The sequence below is a fragment of the Anaerolineales bacterium genome, from assembly GCA_015075625.1.
Classification (GTDB): Bacteria; Chloroflexota; Anaerolineae; order Aggregatilineales; family UBA2796; genus UBA2796.
In genome coordinates, this window is record JABTTZ010000003.1 from 590906 (window position 1) to 613229 (window position 22324).

Sequence of the window (22324 nt, forward strand, 5' to 3'; positions counted from 1 at the left end):
CCCACGCCAACCCACAATCTCGCCCCTCACCTAGCGGATTATGGATTGGTGTGGAGGGGCAACTACTTCTTGCGGGTCCTCACCAGCTTCGCCACCTTCACTACTCGATACCCGTTGCGGGCAAGCCACCATTGGACGGACGTGTAAGACACGCCCAATTCACGCGCCGCCGCACGGATTGACCCGCCGCGCTCTACTGCCTTTTTCAACGCTTGAATGTTCAATGTCTTTCCTGTCACTAGATAATCACGACACAAATGGCGTGTCGGTGCGTATAAAAAATAACGCCATTTGCGTCATGAATAATATACGCCTGATATGGCGGTTGTGTCAAGTGGTCAAATCAGGGTAATCTTTCTTAGGGGTAAAAATGGCTCTCAGTGACAGGATAAAAACTACCCGCGAACTGCGAAAACTTTCTCAACAGGATTTGGCAGATCGGACGGGTATAAGCGTTAGACAGATTCTGAGATATGAAAACGGGGATAGTGATCCTACCGCCGCCGTACTTTCACGGATTGCGCGGGAATTGGAAGTAAGCGCTGACTATCTATTGGGTTTTGTGGATAACCCTACTGAGCATGTCCGTGAAGAGGATTTGACACCCGATGAACGTGAGCTAGTTTTCGCATACAAAAACAAACGATATAAGGAATTAATTTTACTACTTGCCGGACTGATAAAGGGTGAAAATTAGCTTGATAAGGCGTCGTACAGCATTGCGCTGTGCGCTGTTTAGAGAGCGATACCATCTGACCAAAAGCAGTATTTCTGTATTCATGCACACATAGTAGTACGCACGTTCTATATTTGCAAGTCATTTGAATAGGGGTAGAGTAAGGTTGTACCTCTGTATTGGAGGATTGATCCATGACCCCTGAAACCATCCTAAAAAAATGCCCTGTATGTCAGGGCGAAAACCTTGTATGGGGCGTTGTTCCCGCTGTAAGCACGGCTTTTTACTTTCGACCTAGAGGGGCAAGTTTAGGGCAACAGGTCAAAGATTTGCTTAGGGCAAGCAGTCTTTTGGCATGGCGGAAAGGCGTTGATACATGCCTATGTCAGGATTGCGGCTATTTGATGCATTTTGCCGTTCTTCCCAAAAAGTGATTTAAAGCTCCTGTTCTGTCTTTTTATCGCGGACAGACGTATCGTAGTGGGCTGTGGCGCGGTAAACAATCGTTTCTTTGACAAGTTCGTAGAGGCGTGCATTGAGTAGGTCTAGGCGCTCCTGATATTTTGACGCCTGATCTTGACGTTCCTTGCGCTCCTGAAACCACGCCATGATGAAGACGCCCCCTACCACGAAATTCGACGCGATACTGGCAATTTGTTCCGGTGTCATTCTTTTCCTATTCTCCTGGCGCCCATAGCCGTATACTGTCAATTCCCACATACAGGTCTACGCCCCAACAATTCGACACTGAAATGCGGTAATCACCCACACTTAGTTCGTTGTCAAATATTATGGTTCGCTCTGTCCAACCCGATAGATTTTCAATCAAATCTGCTTTGATAAGGTTGCCTTGAGCATCGCTCACGCTCCATTCAACATTAAGTCTGTTGTTATATATTTTTGCCGTGATTTTTTCGACTGGTCTATCTACAGTAAAGTCAACGAATATTGTTGTTTGGTTTGTACAGTCGTTCGGGCTGCTTACGATTGTTGACTTATACCACCGCGATCCCCCATCACCCCCGCTTTCTTGGATCACACCAAGTCCGATTGATGGTGGAGTTGTGTACGGGTATGTGACAGGATCGAAAGTGATTATGCGCGGCTCAATAACATCAGCGCAGCCGCACCCTGAACAATCGTATACGGCGTAAATCCCACTTTGGGACGCCGCTTGTAAGCCAACTAGTCCCAACGTTTCCATGAATAGCCTGAATTCGTTTATGAGCGCTTGATTCGGGTCATAAATGACCCCAGATACAGCGTCTAGTACGTCTTGGATGTTTTCTTCTGTGACACCTCGATCTGGCGTGACGGCGCAGTAGATCGCACAGGCTATATCGCTCCATAGAGCAGCATCATCCAATGCATTCTGAAGAGATGGGAGATCGCTTAAGAATAGAGCATTAACAAATCTTTTCGCTGCGTCAGACACTGCGGAAATCAAGACGCCGACAACCGGAAGTTTCTCTGCTAGCTTAACCCCCATGAGGCTTTCTATTATGTCAATAACTGTTTCATTTCTTGATTTTTGACCCTCACGTGCCTCAATAATAAGCCCTACAACCTTCTTGATAATCCCCTCTGCTAAAAAACCCGCCACATTGCACGAATCCTGATCATCCTCTCCTGTACTTTCGGGCAAGGGAAACGTCGTTCCATCAGCACCCTTATCACCCTTATCCCCTTTTTCGCCTTGTGCGCCGGGGATGCCTTGCTCCCCCTGTATACCACGTTCCCCTTGCTCTCCCTGTATGCCACGCTCTCCTTGTACCCCCTGAGCGCCACAAGTGGAGAAATCACCAATGGGTATCCATGCCCCATCAGAGAAAATCTGTAGCTCACACCCCATAACGCGAATGTCTTCAATCATTGTGCAAGCGTCCTGCTGAAAGATGCTAATCAAGTTCCCCGCTCGACGGGTAGCAAGGGTGATCTCTTCAATTGTTCCCTGATAAGTTTGGGGCGCTAGAAGGGACGTAAGCGCCCCTAGAATGTAGGGGCGCCAGGCACGGTTGAATGTAACACAGATAAGATCGCCCGGATCGTTTGGTTCGATTCCGGGCGGCGTTACAGGGAGAGGGAAGGGTGCTTGTGGAAAGACGACGATACTCACGGAATCTCACTTCCGAAATCGTTTGGTTGCTTTCACAAGCGCTGTTAGGTCATTCTCATACCTGTCCGATGGTGCTACCGCTGGATCGTCAATGTCTGCCGCAATCCCATTCAAAATCGCGTCCCGCAACGCTTGCACAGCGGTATCGCCGGTGTTCACGCTATCGCCCTCAAAGAGGGCTGGAGTAAAGGAAGGGATATAAATCCCGTGCGAGTAACTGGTCCCCGCTGCGGTAAAGTTGAACAATGCGCCTTTCTGTACCTCGCAATAAGCGACAGGGACAGTATCTAAGCCGCCCGGTAAGCTTAACCCAAACTCCAAACTGGCACTGACAATGATTCCGTCAATCACATCATCAAGGGCAGTTGCAAGCACATTCGCCAACTGCTGAAAACGCGCAAGGGTGATCCCCGTGCTAGGGATATGAAAAGGGACGCTATAGGTATCGCCGTCGGCATCCCGAACGGAAAAGGAAATAACACTGATAGCCATTTTATCCTCCGTGTGAACTCCCCCGATTGGCGCTTGCACATACGATAGCGCCATCCAAGCAATTGAGGATGTGACATTTTGTGGGCTGATACCTGCATTTACAATATCAACACGTTTAACCACACCTGCATTGCCAGACGGAATGGGCAACGACACCCAATTCGCAACTGTACTGAACAAGTCATATGCGCCAATATTGAGACCATCTATAAAGACATCAACTAGGGAACCTTCTGGCGAATTGAAAAAAAGCATATCAAACGAATCAGCAATGACGTAGAGTGTTGCCGCAGCGCCGGGGATACCCGTTGCAGCCGCAGCACTTCCTAGCCCTACGCCCGCGTAATATGCCCATGATTTGTTTTCGCCAGCGATAAAGTCAGTTGCCACGCGCCAACCCACATTCAAGATAGGACCCGCCAGTGCAGCCCGAATATCAAAAATTTCATAGGGTTGGTAGATCACGAATCGTCCTCGCCGCGATTTCATGCGAACGCGGCAAGCGTACAGGAGTTCTAGGTGACAATCAAGATGAGTTGGGAGGTAATTAGGGGAAAATGTGCAAGTTTCTCTTAATCAATTGGTTAGAGGTTCGAGTCCTCTCGGAAGCACTTTGCCCCGTCGCCATATAGGTAGATGGGGCTTTTTCTTGTGTTGAACGTGTTTACCCTGTATTCACCGAAAGGGGTAGGTTGAGCGCAAGCGCATAACGCCTTGTAAAAAGTCTGGTTGTAGTCTAACCCGCAAGGGTACTGCTATAGCGATAACCCGTCAGCCCGATAAGCCCTCAGGGTAAGATTCCCCTAGCTCTCACCGTCCATAACGAGCGCCAACACATGTCTAACACAGCGAGGCTACCCCACCCGTGCAATCCCTCACGCAGTTATTTGCCCGCCCCAACCATGCTCCCGCCACATCAGGACACCGCCTTGTCTGGGCGGTCAGTTTGGGTCACTTAGCCAACGACATTTGTATGTCCACTGGACCGGTCACGATGACCTTCCTTGCCACCTACATCTTGAAGATTAGCCCCATTCAAGTGGGATTGGCGATCAGCCTGCGCGAGTTTATCGGCGCAGTCTCGCAGCCCTTTTTCGGCTGGCTTACAGATCGCAGCGGGGGGCGAATTCAAGCCCCATCCGGTGTTTTGTGGGTTGCCCTGATGACACTCTGCGCCATCTTCCTTGCCATGACCGGAAACTTTTACCTGACGCTGATTCCCTATGCGCTGGCGGCAGTGGGAAGCGGGGCGTTTCACCCCGTTGGGGCAATGCACGCCTCTGGCTTGAAACAAAGCGGGTCGGCACGGAACACCGCTTATTTTTTCCTTGCCGGGCAGACGGGGCTTGCCATGGGACCGCTGTTGGCGGGGTTGCTTTTGGATAACGCACTGCGTGCCAGCGGTGGCGAACCTGCACCGATGCATATGCTACCCATGCTCTCCCTACTGGTGCTGGTACTGCCTGCGGTGATCTTCATGGGGTTAAGCCTTCCCAACCGCAGCACTTATGCCAATGCCCAGAAAGCAACCGTTGGCGAAAGCGTCAATGTGTGGCAATCCCTGAAAGCGGTAGGGTGGGGGACATTGGCGCTGTTGGGCGTATTTATCATTCTCCGCAGCATCGTCCATTTGGGAACAGCAAATTTCCTCCCTTTCATTTTTGCTGATAAGGGGTGGCAACCTAGCGAATATGGGGGGATAACGAGCTTATTTTGGATTTCCTCCGCCGTTGCGGGGGTCATCTTTGGGCGGTTGGCAGATCGCTTTGACCGCCGCCGTGTGATTGCCATCAGCCTTGTCCTTGCCGCGCCGTTGGTCGTCCTTTTGCCACTGATTGACTCAAAGATAGCGCTGGTGGTGGCCATGGCAACCGGCGCCATGGCGGGTGGGGCATTTCCGGCGGTGGTTGTTGTTGCCCAAAGTTTGCTGCCGGGGAGTAAGGGATTTGCTTCTGGGTTGATTCTCGGCGCGATCTTTGCGACGGGGGCGGGGGGAAGTCAGGTGTTGGGTGTTCTTATTGACCGGATCGGGTTTTCCGGGGCATTTCAGGTGGTGGGAGTCATCGCCCTGATCGCCGCCGGCGTCGCGCTGCTGCTACCGCATCGTTTTTCAGGCAAGGGGTGAGGGATAACTCATCCCGCAATTGGGGCAGCCTTAGCCTCGCTAACGCCCGCTGCGGATTGAACGTCCAGGGCGGCTGCCAACTTTTGGGTGTCTTCATACAGGCGCATCTGGGCAATCTGTCCCCACTTCAAACGGATGAATTGGGCAACCTCGTTGGTATAGAGTTGCCCATTTTTGAGGGTGGCGCTGACCTGAAATTGAACAGCGATGGGTGTATCCCAGGGCAACCCCTGAATCACCACACCGCGCACCGTGAACTGAATACCGGGAAAGATTCGATAAAGGCGTGTATACCACTGCCCAATACCATCGCGGCTGTGGCGCTCCCCGCCGAGGGATAAATCGCCAGCGACATGGTGGTAAGCCGAGGGGCTAAACTGCCTCACTATCGCCTCGTAATCGCCCTGATTGAGCTTTTGGAAGTTACTCAGCAGTTTCCGCCGAACAATGGTGTGATACACAGATAGAATCTCCGTTCATCGATCCGCCCATAGCGTTGCTAAGTTCATCATCCCCTTCCTCTCTCATCATAACGTGCGGGGAGAGAGGAAAGAGCGTGAGAACAGTCAATCTATCCCGTGATCGGGACGCTCACCAACGTACCAGAGACGATGATCACGTAGGGCGCGTAAACCCACCCTGTATATGCCCCAAAACGCACTTGCAGCCAAGTGTTGTTGCTGTTGCGCCCGATGATGTCTACCACAGTTCCCCATTCCAAAATACCTTGTGTGGGGTAAGCGTTGCTCGGTCCTGTGCGCAGTTGCAAGCCGCTGATCAGCTTGCCGCGGACGCCGGTGGGGATGGGGTTGGGCGGTGGGGTGACCCCGCCAATGGGCAGTGTCAGGATTGACCCGCTGAGGATGCGCAGATAGGGTGCATAGACCCATCCGGCAATTCCCGTTTGGGTTGCCATACGCACCCATGAACCATCGGCGTTGCGCTCATACAACTGCATAAGCGTCCCGCGCGGGATGCTCGTCAGACGTGGGTAGCTGACGCCCGGTCCGATACGGACGTTCAAGGCACTGGCAAAATCGACCATTGCCGTTGTCCCCGTCAGGTTGGGAGGGGGCTGCCCGCCAAAGGGGTAGAGGATCGGTTGCTGCCCATCGGGGGGAGTCCACGTGAGGAAGGTGACGCCCTGACCGCGATCTTGGAAGTATTCGAGGCGGAGCGTGTGACAGCCAGAGGCAAGATTCACCGTTGCTTGGTAGGTCGTTGCTGCCTGCAAACGCCATTGATCAATGATGAGGATGTTATCGACAAACAGCCGCGCCCCATCGTCAACAGTGAGGAAGAAGGTCGTTGGGCGTCCAAAGCCACAGACACGGCGCGTCCAACGGGCGCTGAAGTTCTCCCGCACCCCAGATGTCGGCGGCTGATTCGTCCATGTGGCATTAATCCCGCTCCGTCCTTCGTTGCGGGTAAAGCCCGGCGATCCACTCAGGTGCTGGTTGGGGAAATATTCAGCATACCACTCGTCGCTTTGGATGGGGGGACCAATTGCCAGATCGTAGGTGAGGCGGGCGGTTGCCTCACCAAAGAAATGGCTGTATTCAACGCGCAAGGTGTGGAGTCCCGCCCCAATCGCCACATCAATGCTATATGCCGTAAGGGGTTGGTCAAACCAGCGGTCAATGATCAATATGTCATCAATAAAAAGGCGCACCCCGCCCTTGCCAGCAAGCAAGAAGCGATACGTTGCCGCGCTGAAAGGGAACGTCCCCGTCCAGCGAGCGCTGAAGTTATCAGCGTAAATGAAGGGATCGGGCGAGCCAAAGCCCCAAAAGTAATTGATCGCATACTCATAGCGGGTGATCGTTGGGTAGCCAGAGAGGTACGGGTTATTGAAGTACTGAGCCGTCCAAGCCGAACTAGGCGTTTGCACCAAATCCCACGAGACCGCGATTCGCGCCTCACCCTGCGCCTGATAGTAATCGACGCGCAGGGAGTGATTGCCCGTCGCTAGGGTGTAGTTCACATAGTAGGTCGTCGCTGCTTGGTCGCGCCATGCATCAAGAATCAAAATACCATCTACAAAAACGCGCACGCCGTCGTCAGCGGTGATGGTGAAGCGGTAGGTTCCGGCGTTGAAATATTGGATAGACTGCCACGAGGCTGACCAATAGGTAGAACCAATGCCCACGCCGGGGGGATTGAACCCCCAGTTGAAAACGACAGCCGGATCGATCCGGTAAAAGACAGGCGCTCCCGAAAGCGTTGGATTTCCGTAATAAGCCCCTGTCCAGTTTGAACCCGTCTCGGCACGAGCAGGGGGTGGGGCAGTAAGCGCCCCAAACGCGCAGACAATAATCAGCGCTATACGCACGACACGGGCGAGTCTTGCACTCCGGTTTTTCATGCCACCCCATCCCCTCTCTGAATAAAACTTCCTCCATTCTACACCACTCGCAAGGAGAACGTGTTATTCATGCATCCAACGCGCCAAGAGATCGTTATGGTGTCGTAGGTTGTCATGAAGATGTGGCGTTGACTAGAGGGTAAAGGGCAGCGTGATTGTGGAGTATGAGGGGGAAAGATTTTGTCTTTGTGCCGGTAGGGTAGGGGCGACCACATATGATCATTCCTACCCTGTGCAAGAGAAAGTGACGGCGCACACGATGCGCCCCTACCGGACAGCCTAACGACGCATCACCCGTCCAAGCGTATCACACGCCGGGCAGCCACCGCCGGGGCGGATAATGGCAAAGCCCCCTTGAGGGTCTTCGCCATAGTAATTGAAATCGACGTTGAAAATGATCATCAGGCGAACTTTTCCTGAGTTAGAGGCACGTACTGCCGCTTGCGCCAGCCACGCCGCATGTTCGCCTACATCCGTTCCCGCCGCCCACGCAAAGCCACCGGGCAACGGCGGGTAGCCCTCAGAGGTGAGGTAGCCAAGCTCGGTGAAACAGGCTTTTTTCCCGCCAAAGCCCTTTAAGCCCCGCGCCAACATCGTATCAAAATAGCGCGTTGGGTAGTTATCTCCGCGTGGGTCGCCGCTCCGTTGGGTAGGGCTGACGATTCCTTCGTTGTAATGGATACCGATGCAATCGGCATAACGCCCCGCACCTGCCGCCGCCATACCCGCCGTGTAGCGATCATCGTTCCAAACACGATCCGTCCCAAAGGCACCCTCCGCGCCGGTTGGGGCAGGCGCACCAGTAATCACTATGGTGCCCGGATTATTCGCCTTGATCGCGTTGTAAGCCTTCGCCAAAAGGCGGACGTACAGGGCGGGGTCGATGTAGCCTTGCGCCCATTCGCGGTCAATATTCTGCTCGTTCCAGATTTCGATAGCATCCGCGCCATTACGGGCAAGTTCGCCCACATAACCAGCATAGACATCATGGTAGGCGTCGTTCATCACCTGCCCTTTGTCACCGATCACGGAAAGAAGAATTCGGAAGCCATTGGCGTGTGCTTCCCCGATCATCCCAATCGCACCACCATCCCCAGCATGTGCCTGCCGTTTCACCCATGTCATGCCCGCTGTGCGCATGGCATTCACTGTTCCACCACCTAAACCGTAGACTTGCCCGCCCAATTCAAAGCCGCCGGAGACAGATCCCCGCACCACTGGGGCGGGAAGGCTGCCACCATCCCCGCTTGGTGGGGGTGTGCTATCGCCACCGCTTGCCGCCGAAGCGGGTTCGGCAGGGGCGCTCGTCGGGGCGTCAGCGGGCGTTACGGGGAGGACGGCAATTCCAGTTGAGGAGGTGATCTGAATGTAATTGAGTGCCACCCAACCCGTCAGCCCGCCGGAAACGCCGTAGCCCCAGTTGCGGTCTTGGCTTTTCCCGCTCAAAACGATCTCTGCCCCTTTAGGAAGGGTTGTAATTTTGGTGGCGCGGCTGTTGGGCTGCGCACGCATGTTCAGCGAACTGGCGGTGACGATGGCAGTTACCGTCTCTTGGGCGGTAGCAAGACCCATCCCAGAGAAAAGCAAGGCAATGATGATAAACAGCGCGAAGAACCGCGCAACATAACGATGATCCATTGAAAAAACCCCTCAACACATGATCAAATCGAACAGTGTGGGGATTATACCATTCGTGGGTTTGTGTTCAGGTGGAAAAGTGCGCTATTGTTAGCAGGGAGACACCATCGCTGCACAGGTTGAACACAGTTAAACACCATTAAACACAGTTTAGAGAGGGCGCCATGTACGAAGACCTTGCCAAAGATCGTTTATTGGAGACGGAAAACCTGACCGACGCCCTTGATAGTGAAGCGGGCGATTGGTTGTTGAATTGGGGAATCAGCCAAATTCCACGGATGCTGAACGATGTAACGGACGAAGCCGCCGCGAACGAGAAAATTTCTGGGCTGATGCGCGTTATGCGCACGCTAAACGGGCTTGGTGCAGACGCCCCCGAACGCCCGGCAGAAGAGTTAAGCGAGGCGATTCAAGCTTTTTTAGAGGGTCATCAAGGCATCGTTTCGGTAGGGAAACCCTTCGCCGCTGCGCCGATCATGAATACGGTGGATGGTGGTTTTGAAGGCAATAACGAGGGAAAATCAGCCAGCGGGTTAGCCAGCGCAATTGCCGGAAAAACACCCCTAGAAGCGTTGAAGCTGATCACGGCGATAGTCACTCCCAACGAAGCGCCGCCGCCATCGGAAGTGCCTGTGCCTGCCCAAGCTGAATCTGATCCGGCTGCACCATTTGCGGCAATGAACCTGATTGCCCAAGCCATCCAAGCAACGATGCCGCCTGCGGACTCTGTGACATCACCTGTGGAAACATCAGATGCGGAGTCACCATCTTCCCGCCGCGCTCAAGGGGATAGCGGAAAAGTGAGCGAGGGTTGGGGAAAACCACCCAAAGACGATTAGCCTTTTGCACCCTGATAAGGGAATAGCGGGGATACCCTGCGTTTGTGAGCTTTCCTAATTGCCACGCCTCATCCGCCTGTGCTATCGTGATCATTCTTGCACAGAGGAGAACTTAGATCATGAGTTATGGTACATCAAATGGGCATCCGCCGCGTCAAAAATTAGGGGTTGCTGTTTTAGGGGCAACAGGGACGGTAGGACAGCGCTTTATTCAACTGCTTGCCGATCATCCATGGTTCACGGTGACGGAAGTTGCCGCATCGGAGCGCAGTGCTGGAAAACCCTATGAGGAAGCGTGCCAATGGAAGCTCCCCGGCGCTATTCCGGCAGATGTTGCCCGTTTGAAAGTACTGCCCTTAGAGGCAGCGTTTACCGCCCCGATCATTATGTCTGCACTCCCAGGCGAGGTGGCAAAATACCTTGAACCAGCACTAGCAGCCGCCGGACATTTGGTATCTTCAAACACCAGTGCCAACCGGATGGGGCAGGATATTCCTTTGCTGCTGCCGGAGATCAACGCCGATCACGTTCGCCTTATCGATGCGCAGCGGGCGCGGGGTTGGGCGGGCGGGCTGGTCACCATGTCCAATTGCACGATTGTTGGGGTGGTTATGGCGCTTGCCCCGCTGCGCCGTTTTGGTATTGAGCGGGTGAACCTCGTCAGTATGCAGGCGATCAGCGGCGCGGGCTACCCCGGTGTTTCCTCTTTTGACATCCTCGATAATGTAATTCCCTACATTGGCGGGGAAGAAGACAAAGCGGAAAGCGAGCCGAAGAAAATCTTAGGGGCGCTGGCGGAGGGTGAAATCAACGCCTTCGCGATGGACATCAGTGCCGCTTGCCACCGCGTCCCCGTCATGGATGGGCATACCGTTGCTGTCTCAGTGGGTTTTCGCCAAAGACCCACCGAAGCCGAGATACGCCAAGCGTGGGAAACCTTCTCTGGGCATCCATTGTCGGCAGCCTTACCCAGCCACCCCGCACCGGTGATTGCCTATGTTGAGGAATCAGATCGCCCCCAACCACGACGGGATCGGGACAGCGGGCGGGGCATGACGACAACGATTGGACGGTTACGCCCTTGCTCTGTTCTCGATTACAAATTCGTCACTCTTTCCCATAATACAATTCGCGGTGCGGCAGGCGGGGCGATTCTGAATGCGGAACTTCTTGTAATGCAAGGGTATGCCAGCCATTTTGAAACGGCTACTGCGCTGGAGGCAAACTAGGGTGGCGCGGGGCTGAAGCCGTCGCGCTAAGGATAATCACCCCGTTGGGGCTTGAAGGCAAGCCGGTTGTTTTTGCCTTCCAAGCCCCTAAAAGGTGACCAGAGTCACCGCTGCCGTGACTGAACAAGAAACCCAAAGGTTGCCAAGACAATCCAGATGATCAAAATGACAATGCCGCTGGTGTTCGTCTGCGTCATGGTGGCGAGATTATCCACCGTGTAAACGCGAGTTGTATTGCCAGAGGTTAACCCCAACAAGACCAGCCCACCGATAACCATGAGCGCCGAACCAGTGACCGCCGTACTCAATTTGATGATGATCTTCGCCGCCGCAAACGAGAGCAGCGCCCCAATAACCGCCAGAACGATGATGATGATAGTCGTTGTTGTCTGATCCAACCGCAGCAGTTGGGTACTGATCATGAACCCCACCACTGCGCCAAGAAGCAAACCCGCTAACAAAACAGCGATCCGCCACAACCAAAAGAAAATCAACCCAAAGAGGATGCCCAACCCAAGCGCGGCAATGACCTTGATAATTGTTTCGGGGTTGTTCTGGGTGAGCGCCAACCCTAAGGTTGCCCCAAAGAGAAAGCCAATGAGCGTGAGGTATTGGCGAAACACACGATAGCCAAAAAAGCACGCCACAACGCCAAAAACAACATTCAGAAGGGCGAACAGAGTCACAAGTGATGAATCAATAATCATACAATCCCCCTAGCGATGATTGCCTTACCCAAGTTCAAGCCGTGTTACACACACAGCACGCATCACCTCAATATTCGGGCGACGCCCCGTCCAGACCTCAAAGGCTGCTGCCCCCTGATAGACGAGCATTCCCACCCCACCCACAGTGGTTAAGCCGGCGGCTTTCGCATCGCGCATGAGACGGGTTTCTAAGGGGCGATAGACGGTATCATAAACGGTTGCCCCCGCCGGAAATGGAACATCCTCCACCCAAGGGGTGCGATCCACACTGGGAAACATGCCCACTGGCGTTGTATTCACAATGAGGGTTGCCCCGACGCTGATCGTCCCCAATTGGTCTGGGGAGGCAGCGCTCACCTTGCTCCCCGACCATGATTTCTTCAAAAATTCGACAAGTGTATCGGCGTGTTCGGCGGTGCGGTTGACAAAAATGACCTCACACCCCGAACGAACCAGCCCAGAGCCAACTGCCCGCGCCGCGCCCCCCGCACCGAGGACAATCACTTTTGCCCCTGAGCCAATCTTGACACGATTGGCGGCAATATCGGCAAGAAACCCCGTCATATCAGTGTTTAGCCCTTCCAGTTTACCCGTTGCGTTATCAATGCGGACGGTGTTCACCGCCCCAACGATTTTCACGGCATCGGTGATTGAATCCAAGAAGGGGATGATACTCACTTTGTGAGGGACCGTCACGTTTACGCCGCGAAAGCCGAGGGCGCTTAGCCCGCGCACCGCATCGGGGAGTTTTTCGGGATGGACAAGTAGGGGCAGATAGCGCCAATTTAGACCTAGATTTTCGAGGGCGGCGTTCTGCATGAGGGGAGAGAGGGTATGGGCAATTGGATAACCCATCACCCCAAGAAGTTGCGTTTGACCATCCATCGTTTACGCTTTGCCCCTCATCATCCTAAGCCTAATATCGTAGCCTGTTTACCTTGTGCGTATGGCATGGGGAAGTCTAACACAAAAGGCGCTTTATTCCTCTAGACGTTAAGGCTCTTACCCTCTCCGTCTAGCAGATTGCGAATCCATGCTATACTTGCCCAAGAACCTAGAGCGCAGACCGCTTATCGGGGATACGCACGGCGGCGCTCTTGTGTGCGATCCAATTTCTAAGGGAGGACACGTCATGCGTCGTCTTGTACTCGTTTCGCTTGTGGCACTTTTGGTCATGGCATCCATTGGCATTGCCACCCCCGCACAAGCCCAAACCCCCGGACAGCAGCTCCATACCGTTCAACGGGGCGAAAACCTTTTCCGTATTGGGCTGAAATATGGTGTGTCTGCCGCCGCAATCGCCCAAGCCAACCGCATTTCAAACCCGAACTTGATTTATGTTGGGCAAGTCCTTGTCATTCCACCCGGCGGGACGACTCCTCCGGTGGTCACCCCCCCACCGCCCACCCCTCCCCCCCCCGCAGCGACGACCTATACCGTCCAGCGTGGGGATTGGTTGGCGAAGATTGCCCGTCAGTTTGGGGTTTCGGTAACCGCCCTTGCTAGCCTGAACAATATTGTGAATGTCAACCTGATCTACCCCGGACAGGTGTTGAAAATCCCTGCTGGTGGGACGCCCAACCCGAATCCAAATCCCAATCCCAACCCGAACCCAAATCCGAATCCGAATCCCAACCCAAATCCAATCACAGGCTTTGAATTGGGCGGACAGGTGCTAGATTTGAATGGAAACACACAAGCCGTCTTGCAAAGCGCGAAGATGGCATGGGTGAAGTTCCAAGTTCAGAATGGCGACGGGAATGCTGCCAACATCATCGCCAACGCGAAGGGGCTAGGCTTCAAGGTCATGGTTGGCGTTGTGGGGGATAAGAATCAGGTTTTGAACCCGCAATACCAAGATGGCTATGCGAACTATGTGAAAAGCCTTGCCGCTGCTGGCGCAGATGCGATTCAAGTTTGGAACGAGATGAACATTGACCGCGAATGGCCGCAAGGGCAGATCAACGCCGCGCTGTATGTCGGTTTGCTTCAAAAGGCACACACCGCGATCAAAGCGGGCAATGGTGCAACGCTGGTGATCACCGGCGCTCCCGCCCCAACCGGCGCGGAAGGCGCATTTGGGCGCGATAAGGTTCAAAACGACGACACCTACTACCGCGATATGGCGTTGGCGGGTGCGGGAAACTTTGCCGATTGCATCGGCGTCCACTACAACGAAGGGATCGTCCCGCCCACCCAAACCAGCGGCGACCCGCGTGGGGATAATTACCCAACGCGCTATCTGCCGACGATGTTGGCGCGGGCGCTTCAGAATTTCCCCGGTAAGGCGGCGTGCTTCAGCGAGTTGGGCTACCTCTCGCCGGAAGGGTATGGTCCTCTGCCCGGTGGGTTCTCGTGGGCGGCAAACACAACGGCACAGCAGCAAGCGCAGTACTTGGGGCAAGCCGTAGCCTATCTGCGCAACAGCGGGAAAGTCCGCTTGATGATTGTCTTCAACATCGACTTCACCCGCTATGATGATGATCCGCAGGCAGGCTATGCCATTATCCGTCCGGGAAATGTGTGCATCGCCTGTGCCACCATTTCGGCGGCAATGCCTTAGGGCAGGGACTTGCTATGGTCTAAAGCCGTAATGGAAAGGCGACCTCTTGTGGTCGCCCGTTGGGAGCGCCAAAAGGCGCTCCCTTTTGTGCTGCGCTAGGCTTTCTTTGTTTTTTTTGCTTTGCCCCCACCGCTTTCTTTTGAGTGATCACTCATTTCGGTACGAAGTGCCGCCCCAAACGCTGGCGGATAGCTTGCCTCAATGGTCAGGGTCTCTGCCCCGTGAAACGCCATAAAATCACGCATCGCCTCTGCTATCGCTGCAATCATTGGCTCCGTGATGGTGATATCCGGTTCAAGATGAAGCGCCCGTAAAATCAAGACCTTTGTTTTGCGCTCTAGTTTGGGGTCAAAGCGCCCGATGAGCGCATCGCGGTAAAGGATAGGCAGCGAGAAATAGCCCCACCGCCGTTGGGGGGCAGGCTTGTAACATTCAAGTGTTTGGGTGAATCCCCAAAAAAGCTCATCACGACGGGTTGCCCAAAACAGGTTGTCAAACGGGGTGAGAAAGGTCGTATGCTCAGCGTGAAGCGACCCCTCGGCAATCGCCTCTAAGGTCGGCAGATTGTCCCGATGGACGATCAGCGTTTCTTCCTTACCGCCCATTACGGACCCTTGCACTGTCACTAGTTCGCCTGTCTCAATCAGATCACGAATGATCCCACGTCCTTCGGGGCGTTTTACACGGAGGTAATCTGAGGCGTGATCAGGCTTGCACACACCCAATGCCCGCGCCCCGCGCAGGATGAGAAAGCGGCGCATTGCTTCTGGGGTCGGCTCACTGGTATCCACCCATGTGGGCAGCACACGTTCTTGAAGATCGTAGACTCGCTGAAATTTTTCGCGTCGGGTGACCATCGTCTCCCCGATGTTGTAGAGCCGCTCAAGGGCAATCTTGGCTGGTTTCCAATTCCACCATGACCCACCGCGATGCCGTTTGTCCTCAAAATCGGACGCCCGCAGGGCGCCTTCCGCTTCGATCCGCGTGCGAACATGACCGACAAGCGCTCGATTTTCGTCCTTTTCTGCCCATGTCTCCCACCATTTATTGCGCCCTTCGCGGAATTGTCGCATCAGCGGCAAACGGTAGCGATAATCTTTCAGGGGGATCAGACAGGCTTCTTTCAGCCAATATTCAAAAAGCTGCCGATCTGTCCCTTTGCCATCTGTGCCAAACGCGACCTGATCGAGATGGGCGGGATCGTAACGCCCAACGCGGCTGAATAGGCATAAATACTGACTGCGGTGTACCATTTGGAGGGTGTCAATCTGAACACAGCCAAGCTGATCGACAACGCCGAAAATCCGTTCGTGGGTGGGCGACGCAGTAGGGGGCGTTCCCAACCCCTGTGCGTGCAGCGCCAACGCACGAAGGGCGCTCAACGAGTAAATGGGGCGGTTTTTTGTGGTGCGGCGCGGTTTTGGCGTAGACATAAACGACTCACTTCGGTATGATCACAGTAGAAACGTGCGTTCTATTGTAACCGACCTTTGTCTTAAACTGAATACCAACACCATGATGGGACATACCTTGTGAATAATTCTGTGGATCGCCTTGATCGCTTAATTGATACCCATTGTCATCTTGATTTCGAGGCATTTGATACAGATCGCCCAGAAGTGATCGCACGGGCAGCGGCAGCAGGGGTGACGCGCCTCATCATCCCCGCCATCAACGCGGAGTCGGGGGCGGCAGCGCTTCATCTTGCCGCCACCTATCCGGGGATTTACGTGGGCGTGGGCATCCATCCTAATGATACAAAGGACTATGATCCCGCTTTGCTCGTCTCCATTGGCGAACAGGCGCGTGAGGCAAAATGCTGCGCCATTGGGGAGATTGGGCTGGATTATTACCGCGATTGGAGTCCAAAGGCAGACCAGCGCCGCGCCTTTGAAGATCATTTGATGTTGGCGGCGGCGGTGGGCAAGCCAGTGATCATTCACAACCGCGAGGCAGCCGAGGATGTGATCGCTATTCTACGGGCATGGATTGGGGGATTAGATGGCGATTTACGGGCGCGTCCGGGCGTTCTCCATTCGTTTTCCGCCTCATGGGAGATCGCTGAACAAGCGCTTGATTTGGGGTTTTATCTGGGCTTTACAGGTCCGGTCACCTTCAAAAATGCTGAGGACACTCGCCGGATTGCCGCCGCTGCGCCCTTGGAGCGAATCTTAGTGGAGACGGATGCCCCCTATCTAACCCCGCATCCGCATCGAGGGCAGCGCAACGAACCACGCTATGTTCGCCTTGTTGCTGAGCGTCTGGCGGCACTGCGAAACATGTCTGACGCGGATTTTTTTGCCCTGACGACGGGCAACGCCGAGCGTCTGTTTCAACTGCCAATTGTCGCTAGAGCCGAAGATGTCACGGTTAATGCGCCTGATCATTGATCCCCCTTCGGATGGGGCAACGCAGATGGCAACCGATGAGGCGATTTTAATGGCGGTGGCGCGGGGAGAGCAGCCCCCAACGCTCCGTCTTTACCGTTGGTCGCCGCCATGCCTCTCATTGGGTTATGGACAGCCCCTCTCTGATATTGACAGAGGACGTGTGGCGGCGCGGGGGTGGGGACTTGTCCGCCGTTTGACGGGGGGGCGGGCGATTCTGCACTATGATGAGCTGACCTACAGCATCAGCTTACCCGCCGATCACCCCCTTGCGGCGGGGTCGATTGTGACAAGTTACCGCCGCCTGAGCGCGGCACTGCTAGAAGCGATGCGACGGTTGGGCTTACCTGCTGCCGCAGAACCTAGCCCCGATGGGGTGACGCTTGGGGCAGTCTGCATCGAAGTCCCCTCGAACTATGAGATCACCAGTGGCGGGCGCAAGCTGATTGGCAGCGCCCAAGCCCGCAAACATGGCGGCGTCATCCAACATGGCTCCTTACCCTTGCAGGGTGATCCTGGCTTGATTAGCGAGGGGCTGCGTTTCACCAACGAGGTAGAACGGGCGGCGGCGGCGGAGCGTGTCCGCGAACGGGCGACGACAATCATGGCGAGTGTGGGTCAGGTGGTGGGGTGGGAACGGGCTGCTGAAGCGGTAATCGATAGTTTTGCCGCATGTTTTGGGATCACCATGCAGCCTGCCCATCTGAGTGAGGCTGAACGGATTGCCCTTCAAACGCTGCGCAACTCACGTTACGGATCGGCAGCATGGACGGAACGCTTTTGAGCGGTGTAAACAGGGGCGAAACGGCAAAGGTTACTTTTCCCCTTGCTTAATGACCTTACCTTCGCTAGATGGTTCGCCCTCAATTTCCTCTAGTTCGCCATCGTGGGTGAGGCGCATTGCCCGCTTGCGTTTTTCCGCCCCTGATTCATCCTCGCCAAGCAGCATTCGCGCCATAATCGCACCCATCGCCCGATCTCGCATCTGGCGCTGCCCCCAATTTGTCTCAAGGATGATCATGATGAATTGGAACAGCAGTCCGACGCCCCACCCCACATTGAGCATAATCGCCGCTGCTGAAACCCAATCCGTCTCGTTGCCGGGAAAATTCATCCCATTTAACGGGCTATGCCCGGCTCGGATGAGAACAATCCACGCAAATATGGAAAAGCCAACAAACATCAATGCATTCACGCCGAACAAAATCCAGCGGGTGAGCGCTTTTTGGCGGCGGATGGACACCTCCACTTGACGGCGGAGTTCTTGTTTGTCGATATTCTCCATGTGAGAATGCTCCTACGGGTGGCTCTTAGAACAAAACGGGGCGGTGTCTGTCATCCCGCCCCGACACATATGTCTAGCTATCTACGGCAGAAGACAGGTCTTAGCGCCTCACGCGCAGCCGCCGTGCGGCTACGATTACCCCCACCAAACCGAGTGCCGCCAAAGCAAAGAGCGGTAGGTTATTCGGCGTGGCGTCACCAACACCCACATCGTCAAAGAACCCACCTTGTGGGAGCGCCGTTGCCGTTGGGCTAGGGGTTTGTGTTGGGGTGCCCGGCGTTCCCGGAGAGGTGGGGGTTCCCGGCGTGCCAACCTGAATGGTGATAATCACCGGCGGCGTTTGGTCTGTATTGGGCGGAAGGGTGGCGATGGTAGGGGGGGGCGTTGTGCCAATTGGACCAGATGCCGTCAGGGTTAGTCCGGCGTTACGGGTGGCAATGGCGTTCAGCGTCCCCGCCAATTCTGTTGGGTTTAGGGTGAGCGCCCGCAGCGTCATATCGAGCGATTCCTGAGTCATCGTTAACTGGTTGCTTAGGGAATCTTCAGTCCCTTTAATGGCAGCCGCCGTGCCAGCAAGATCAACCGTCGGAGAGGGAGTGTTTGTGTTCGTTGGCGTATTCGTTGGTGATGGCGTAAAGGTGTACGTTGAAGTTGGCGTACTGGTTGGTGTGGGTGTGAAGGAAAGGGCGATTTGTGTCAGCGTGAGGAAGCGATTGACCTCATCATTGGTTGCGTTGATGGCGCTGATCGTCCCTTGACGTTCTACCCGAATGCGACTTTCTTCCACCGCCACAAGGAGGATGATCACGATGCCGATCAGGATCAGCAACACGAGCAACCCGGCGATGAGGAAGAAGCGCGTGTTGCGGCGCGGCGGCAACCCACCAGCAATAGGCATTTCATCGCCGTTGCCATTTCCGCCTGTCCCACCGCGTCCAGCGTCTCCCTCAAACTCGTCGAAGTCGCTGAAGTCGAAGATATCGTTCTCGTTCTGATTGGTCATGGTCCCTCCCCCTTGAGGGGTAGCCGCAATCTCTGCTTAACTTCTCCCCGCCTCTAGCGGGCGTCCGAGCAGTTCAAGGTTCGCCAACGGCACGAAGACGACCTCTCCACTCGTTAATTGGACTTCTGCACCCAGCGCCAACAAGCCATTTTCTAATGGACGTGGGCTGGTAGGCAGGCGGTAAACACGCCCCGAATGTCCGGCATGGGGCGCCCGTGTCAGCCGCACTGTCGCGCCCACCACCACTGGTTGATTGATCTCTGGCGCAGGTGGTTTCGCCGTTGTACTCAGTGGTACGGTAATGTCTGGACGGGCAAGTGACCAACGTCCCGATGTGCGGGCATCAATACCTGCTGGGCGGTTGGCGTTACCCCGCAGGACATTGTACACGATCTCTGACATTGGGTGATCGCCAAAGCCTTCTGTGAGCAAAACTGGGAAGGGCTGCCGCAAGGCAATCTCCCGTAGGGCAGAGGGCATACTCGGCGCAACGAGGGCAGCCAGTTCACGGTTTTGGGCAATTGTAAAAACGCTTAAACTGGTAATCGGCTTGGTCAAGATGATCGCCGTTCCTTGAACGCGCTGCACCATATCATCACCGCCAGCAAGGGATTCAATGCCGCCTTCCGGCTCAAGGGTAAGCGTGGCGTAAGCCTCTTTGCCGTTTCCCCACCCGCCTTGCACAAACGCACCGATGGTTTCCACCGTGACGCTTGTTTCACCTTTTACCGAACTGATGCTCCCCGGTAGAAGCGCCCGCACCTCAACATCCACCGGATCGCGGCGAAGGATAACATTGGTCCCATCCAAACGTATAAAAACCGCTGGAATAGGCGAGGACATAACCTTTTCCCGCCGTCCAGAGCCAAGCGAAAAGATGGGCTGCCCATCTTGGATACGCTCACCGGGGCGAACTTGCAAAACGTCTTGGGAGATCAGCGATGGATCATTGATGCCAAGCGCCGCCAGCGCATCCAAAATGACAAAATCTCCCGGTTGGCTACCGGACAAGACAACAGTATCGGGCTGGACGGGCGCACCCTGCCGCACTTGGGCTTTTCCAGAGGCGCCAGGGGGGAAAGCGCGTTCCTTGCGAATGACGGTTGCCCCCAAGACAAGTGTCTGTGCCGGATAGTACATTGTTTATCCCATCGCCTGTGCCACGCCATTGTACCAAGCGCTAAGGAGTGCCTCGCGCTTTGTGTCGTCACGGGGGAGTGTCAATGGTCGTCCGCGCCCATCGCAGATGAGACCAAGCACCCCACCTTCTGTCTCAAAGGTTACTCGCCGTCGCCCATCAAGCGTTAGCCCCCGACTGAGTTTTACCGTGATCTTTGCTTTCTGTCCAACAGGGAGGGCAATCACCCTTACCGCCCCTGCGGGGATAGCTCGATTCACCTCTCGCCCGTTGGCATATTTGATCAGGATTTCCATCGCTGTCCCCCCAGTCGGGCGTCCATCTGGGCAGATCGCAGTGCCGCTGAGTAGGGCATTTGAATCCAAGAGTTGGACAGCGGCAGCCGTATCCGTATATGCCATAGCGCCGAGGGCTGGCATCACCCCATAGGGATCAAGCCGCAGCGGAAAGACTCCTACCGCCCCAAGTGCATCGAGAATGAGGAGCGCCCCTAGATGGGGGTTGTCTCCCATCGCTAAAACACCCCCTCCGGCAATGATAGGCATCCCTGCGACGAGGACATCGCCACCTATTCCCCATTCAGGGCGGGCGGCGATCACTGTTTGGCGGAGCGCTTCGCGGGCAAAAGCAAAATCAACATCCATCTCGCGCCGCGTCTGAGGGATCGTTGCCGGATGTAGGAGGCGATTAAGGGCAATATCGGTGAACGCCGTTGAGGTCAATTCTGTCCCTAACCAACGGTTCAAATTCGCTACACCAATTGCCCGCACGGCTTCGCTAATGCTTGCACCAATCCCTAAATCAGGGCGGATTGCGGTGTGGACACGCCCCTTGAATCCGGCAATCACCGTCGTCATGGCGCTTCCCACATCAAGGTAGAGCGCTCCATTGGGATTTTCAGGCTGTTCGCCTAACAACCGCAAGACATTGCCCACTGCTTGGGCAGTTGGTAAGACCCCAACATCACTCAAATCTTTCAGTTCTTCAAACCCGCCAACCCCGGCGGCACGGTATTCGCCATAGGCAATGGCAAGCTCCAAAACAGCCGGTTCAAGCACTTCCATCGTCAGGTTGGGGCGCACATTGCGGGCAAGGAATAGGCGACACTCGCCGCTGAGGGTTTCGACCACATCCTGATGAAGTGACTCGTTCCCAGCGTAGAGAACGGTGGGTTTAGGATCAGGCGCAAGCAGGACGGCATAGCGCACCGTCTGAAGCAAGTTGTAGACTGGCGCAACTGCTCCGCCATTCGTCCCACCGACAATGAAGATCACATCGGGTTCACGGCGAAGGATCATATTCAGTTGGGTTTCGGCGGAGCGAAGATCGTCTAGGCTGAGGGTTTCGACAACCTCCGCATACGTGCCGCGTAGAACTTTCACCGCGCTGGCGAGGCTGAGATCAGGCGTCAACCCGACAAGCATGACACGCATCGGACGCCCAGCGCTAGCGGTAGCAAGGAATGACCGCGCCCCGCTGCCGTCTCGCGTCCCTCGCAGAAGGAGGTTGTTCTCGGCATCCATGAAATAGCGCCCAGTCTGGCTCGTCATTTCATCAAGCGCCCGCCGCAAGCCAACACCGACATCCCCAATAGGGGCGTTGGCTGTGGTCAGTACCTGCGCCCGCGCTGTTAGACGATAAGCGTTTTCCACAACATCAAACAACATGACACGGGTGTGGGCGCTGCCCACATCGGCGGCAAGGATTGCCCCAGTGGTTGAGGTGTTTGCTTTACGGGCGCGTAATGCCGTCGTCATGGGC

At 55.1% G+C, this 22324-nt stretch carries 20 protein-coding genes and 1 pseudogene; 7 read left to right on the plus strand and 14 right to left on the minus strand.

What is annotated here, in order from left to right:
- Window positions 1-62: 62 nt before the first annotated feature.
- A complete protein-coding gene (locus HS103_16795) occupies window positions 63-224 on the minus strand; it encodes a helix-turn-helix domain-containing protein (protein MBE7514459.1) in 162 nt (53 codons plus the stop codon).
- 146 nt (window positions 225-370) lie between these two features.
- Between HS103_16795 and HS103_16800 the strand changes: the two genes are divergently transcribed.
- The gene (locus tag HS103_16800) at window positions 371-697 is read left to right on the plus strand and encodes a helix-turn-helix transcriptional regulator (protein MBE7514460.1); all 327 of its coding nucleotides are present in this window, start codon (window positions 371-373) and stop codon (window positions 695-697) included.
- Window positions 698-1111: 414 nt separating this feature from the next.
- On the opposite strand, the gene HS103_16805 is transcribed toward HS103_16800, so the two are convergent.
- The 3 genes from HS103_16805 to HS103_16815 form a co-directional block, all read right to left on the minus strand.
- Window positions 1112-1345, minus strand: coding sequence for a hypothetical protein (locus HS103_16805; GenBank protein MBE7514461.1), 234 nt, complete (start codon window positions 1343-1345; stop codon window positions 1112-1114).
- 7 nt (window positions 1346-1352) lie between these two features.
- Window positions 1353-2549 (minus strand): collagen-like protein, encoded by a 1197-nt coding sequence (locus HS103_16810; GenBank protein MBE7514462.1) that lies wholly within the window; start codon window positions 2547-2549, stop codon window positions 1353-1355.
- A 249-nt stretch (window positions 2550-2798) separates the two neighbouring features.
- Window positions 2799-3749 (minus strand): hypothetical protein, encoded by a 951-nt coding sequence (locus HS103_16815; GenBank protein ID MBE7514463.1) that lies wholly within the window; start codon window positions 3747-3749, stop codon window positions 2799-2801.
- A 400-nt stretch (window positions 3750-4149) separates the two neighbouring features.
- Between HS103_16815 and HS103_16820 the strand changes: the two genes are divergently transcribed.
- Window positions 4150-5409, plus strand: a complete 1260-nt coding sequence (locus HS103_16820; GenBank protein MBE7514464.1) for an MFS transporter — start codon at window positions 4150-4152, stop codon at window positions 5407-5409.
- A gap of 8 nt (window positions 5410-5417) precedes the next feature.
- Here HS103_16820 and HS103_16825 read toward each other — a convergent pair whose 3' ends face one another.
- From HS103_16825 to HS103_16835, 3 genes are all read right to left on the minus strand, one after another.
- The gene (locus HS103_16825; GenBank protein MBE7514465.1) at window positions 5418-5870 is read right to left on the minus strand and encodes a nuclear transport factor 2 family protein; all 453 of its coding nucleotides are present in this window, start codon (window positions 5868-5870) and stop codon (window positions 5418-5420) included.
- Window positions 5871-5980: 110 nt separating this feature from the next.
- The gene (locus tag HS103_16830; protein MBE7514466.1) at window positions 5981-7774 is read right to left on the minus strand and encodes an SH3 domain-containing protein; all 1794 of its coding nucleotides are present in this window, start codon (window positions 7772-7774) and stop codon (window positions 5981-5983) included.
- A gap of 279 nt (window positions 7775-8053) precedes the next feature.
- Window positions 8054-9412 carry an SH3 domain-containing protein gene (locus tag HS103_16835; GenBank protein MBE7514467.1) on the minus strand — a complete coding sequence of 453 codons (1359 nt, stop codon included), beginning with the start codon at window positions 9410-9412 and terminating at the stop codon, window positions 8054-8056.
- 164 nt (window positions 9413-9576) lie between these two features.
- Here HS103_16835 and HS103_16840 point away from each other — a divergent pair, with 164 nt between their 5' ends.
- A complete protein-coding gene (locus HS103_16840; protein MBE7514468.1) occupies window positions 9577-10251 on the plus strand; it encodes a hypothetical protein in 675 nt (224 codons plus the stop codon).
- A gap of 119 nt (window positions 10252-10370) precedes the next feature.
- Entirely contained in the window at window positions 10371-11480 is a 1110-nt protein-coding gene (asd, locus tag HS103_16845; GenBank protein MBE7514469.1) for an aspartate-semialdehyde dehydrogenase, read from the plus strand.
- A gap of 104 nt (window positions 11481-11584) precedes the next feature.
- Here the strand turns inward: asd and HS103_16850 are convergent, their stop codons facing one another.
- Together HS103_16850 and aroE are read right to left on the minus strand one after the other, a co-directional pair.
- Window positions 11585-12187, minus strand: a complete 603-nt coding sequence (locus HS103_16850; GenBank protein ID MBE7514470.1) for a DUF4203 domain-containing protein — start codon at window positions 12185-12187, stop codon at window positions 11585-11587.
- Window positions 12188-12211: 24 nt separating this feature from the next.
- A complete protein-coding gene (aroE, locus tag HS103_16855; GenBank protein MBE7514471.1) occupies window positions 12212-13072 on the minus strand; it encodes a shikimate dehydrogenase in 861 nt (286 codons plus the stop codon).
- 148 nt (window positions 13073-13220) lie between these two features.
- Here aroE and HS103_16860 point away from each other — a divergent pair.
- A pseudogene (locus tag HS103_16860) lies at window positions 13221-13571 on the plus strand (LysM peptidoglycan-binding domain-containing protein).
- Between the two features lie 1274 nt (window positions 13572-14845).
- Here the strand turns inward: HS103_16860 and HS103_16865 are convergent.
- Entirely contained in the window at window positions 14846-16183 is a 1338-nt protein-coding gene (locus HS103_16865; GenBank protein ID MBE7514472.1) for a winged helix-turn-helix domain-containing protein, read from the minus strand.
- A gap of 111 nt (window positions 16184-16294) precedes the next feature.
- Between HS103_16865 and HS103_16870 the strand changes: the two genes are divergently transcribed.
- Window positions 16295-17140: a TatD family hydrolase gene (locus HS103_16870; GenBank protein ID MBE7514473.1), complete on the plus strand. Its 846-nt coding sequence runs from the start codon at window positions 16295-16297 to the stop codon at window positions 17138-17140.
- Window positions 17112-17921 carry a lipoate--protein ligase family protein gene (locus tag HS103_16875; protein MBE7514474.1) on the plus strand — a complete coding sequence of 270 codons (810 nt, stop codon included), beginning with the start codon at window positions 17112-17114 and terminating at the stop codon, window positions 17919-17921. The genes HS103_16870 and HS103_16875 overlap by 29 nt, the downstream gene beginning before the upstream one ends.
- 30 nt (window positions 17922-17951) lie before the next feature.
- Here HS103_16875 and HS103_16880 read toward each other — a convergent pair whose 3' ends face one another.
- The 4 genes from HS103_16880 to HS103_16895 form a co-directional block, all read right to left on the minus strand.
- Window positions 17952-18422 (minus strand): hypothetical protein, encoded by a 471-nt coding sequence (locus HS103_16880; protein MBE7514475.1) that lies wholly within the window; start codon window positions 18420-18422, stop codon window positions 17952-17954.
- Window positions 18423-18522: 100 nt separating this feature from the next.
- Entirely contained in the window at window positions 18523-19425 is a 903-nt protein-coding gene (locus HS103_16885) for a hypothetical protein (protein ID MBE7514476.1), read from the minus strand.
- A gap of 36 nt (window positions 19426-19461) precedes the next feature.
- On the minus strand, window positions 19462-20565 hold the full coding sequence (locus tag HS103_16890; GenBank protein MBE7514477.1) for a hypothetical protein: 1104 nt from the start codon (window positions 20563-20565) through the stop codon (window positions 19462-19464).
- A gap of 3 nt (window positions 20566-20568) precedes the next feature.
- A complete protein-coding gene (locus HS103_16895; GenBank protein MBE7514478.1) occupies window positions 20569-22320 on the minus strand; it encodes a glutamate mutase L in 1752 nt (583 codons plus the stop codon).
- Between the last annotated feature and the right edge of the window lie 4 nt (window positions 22321-22324).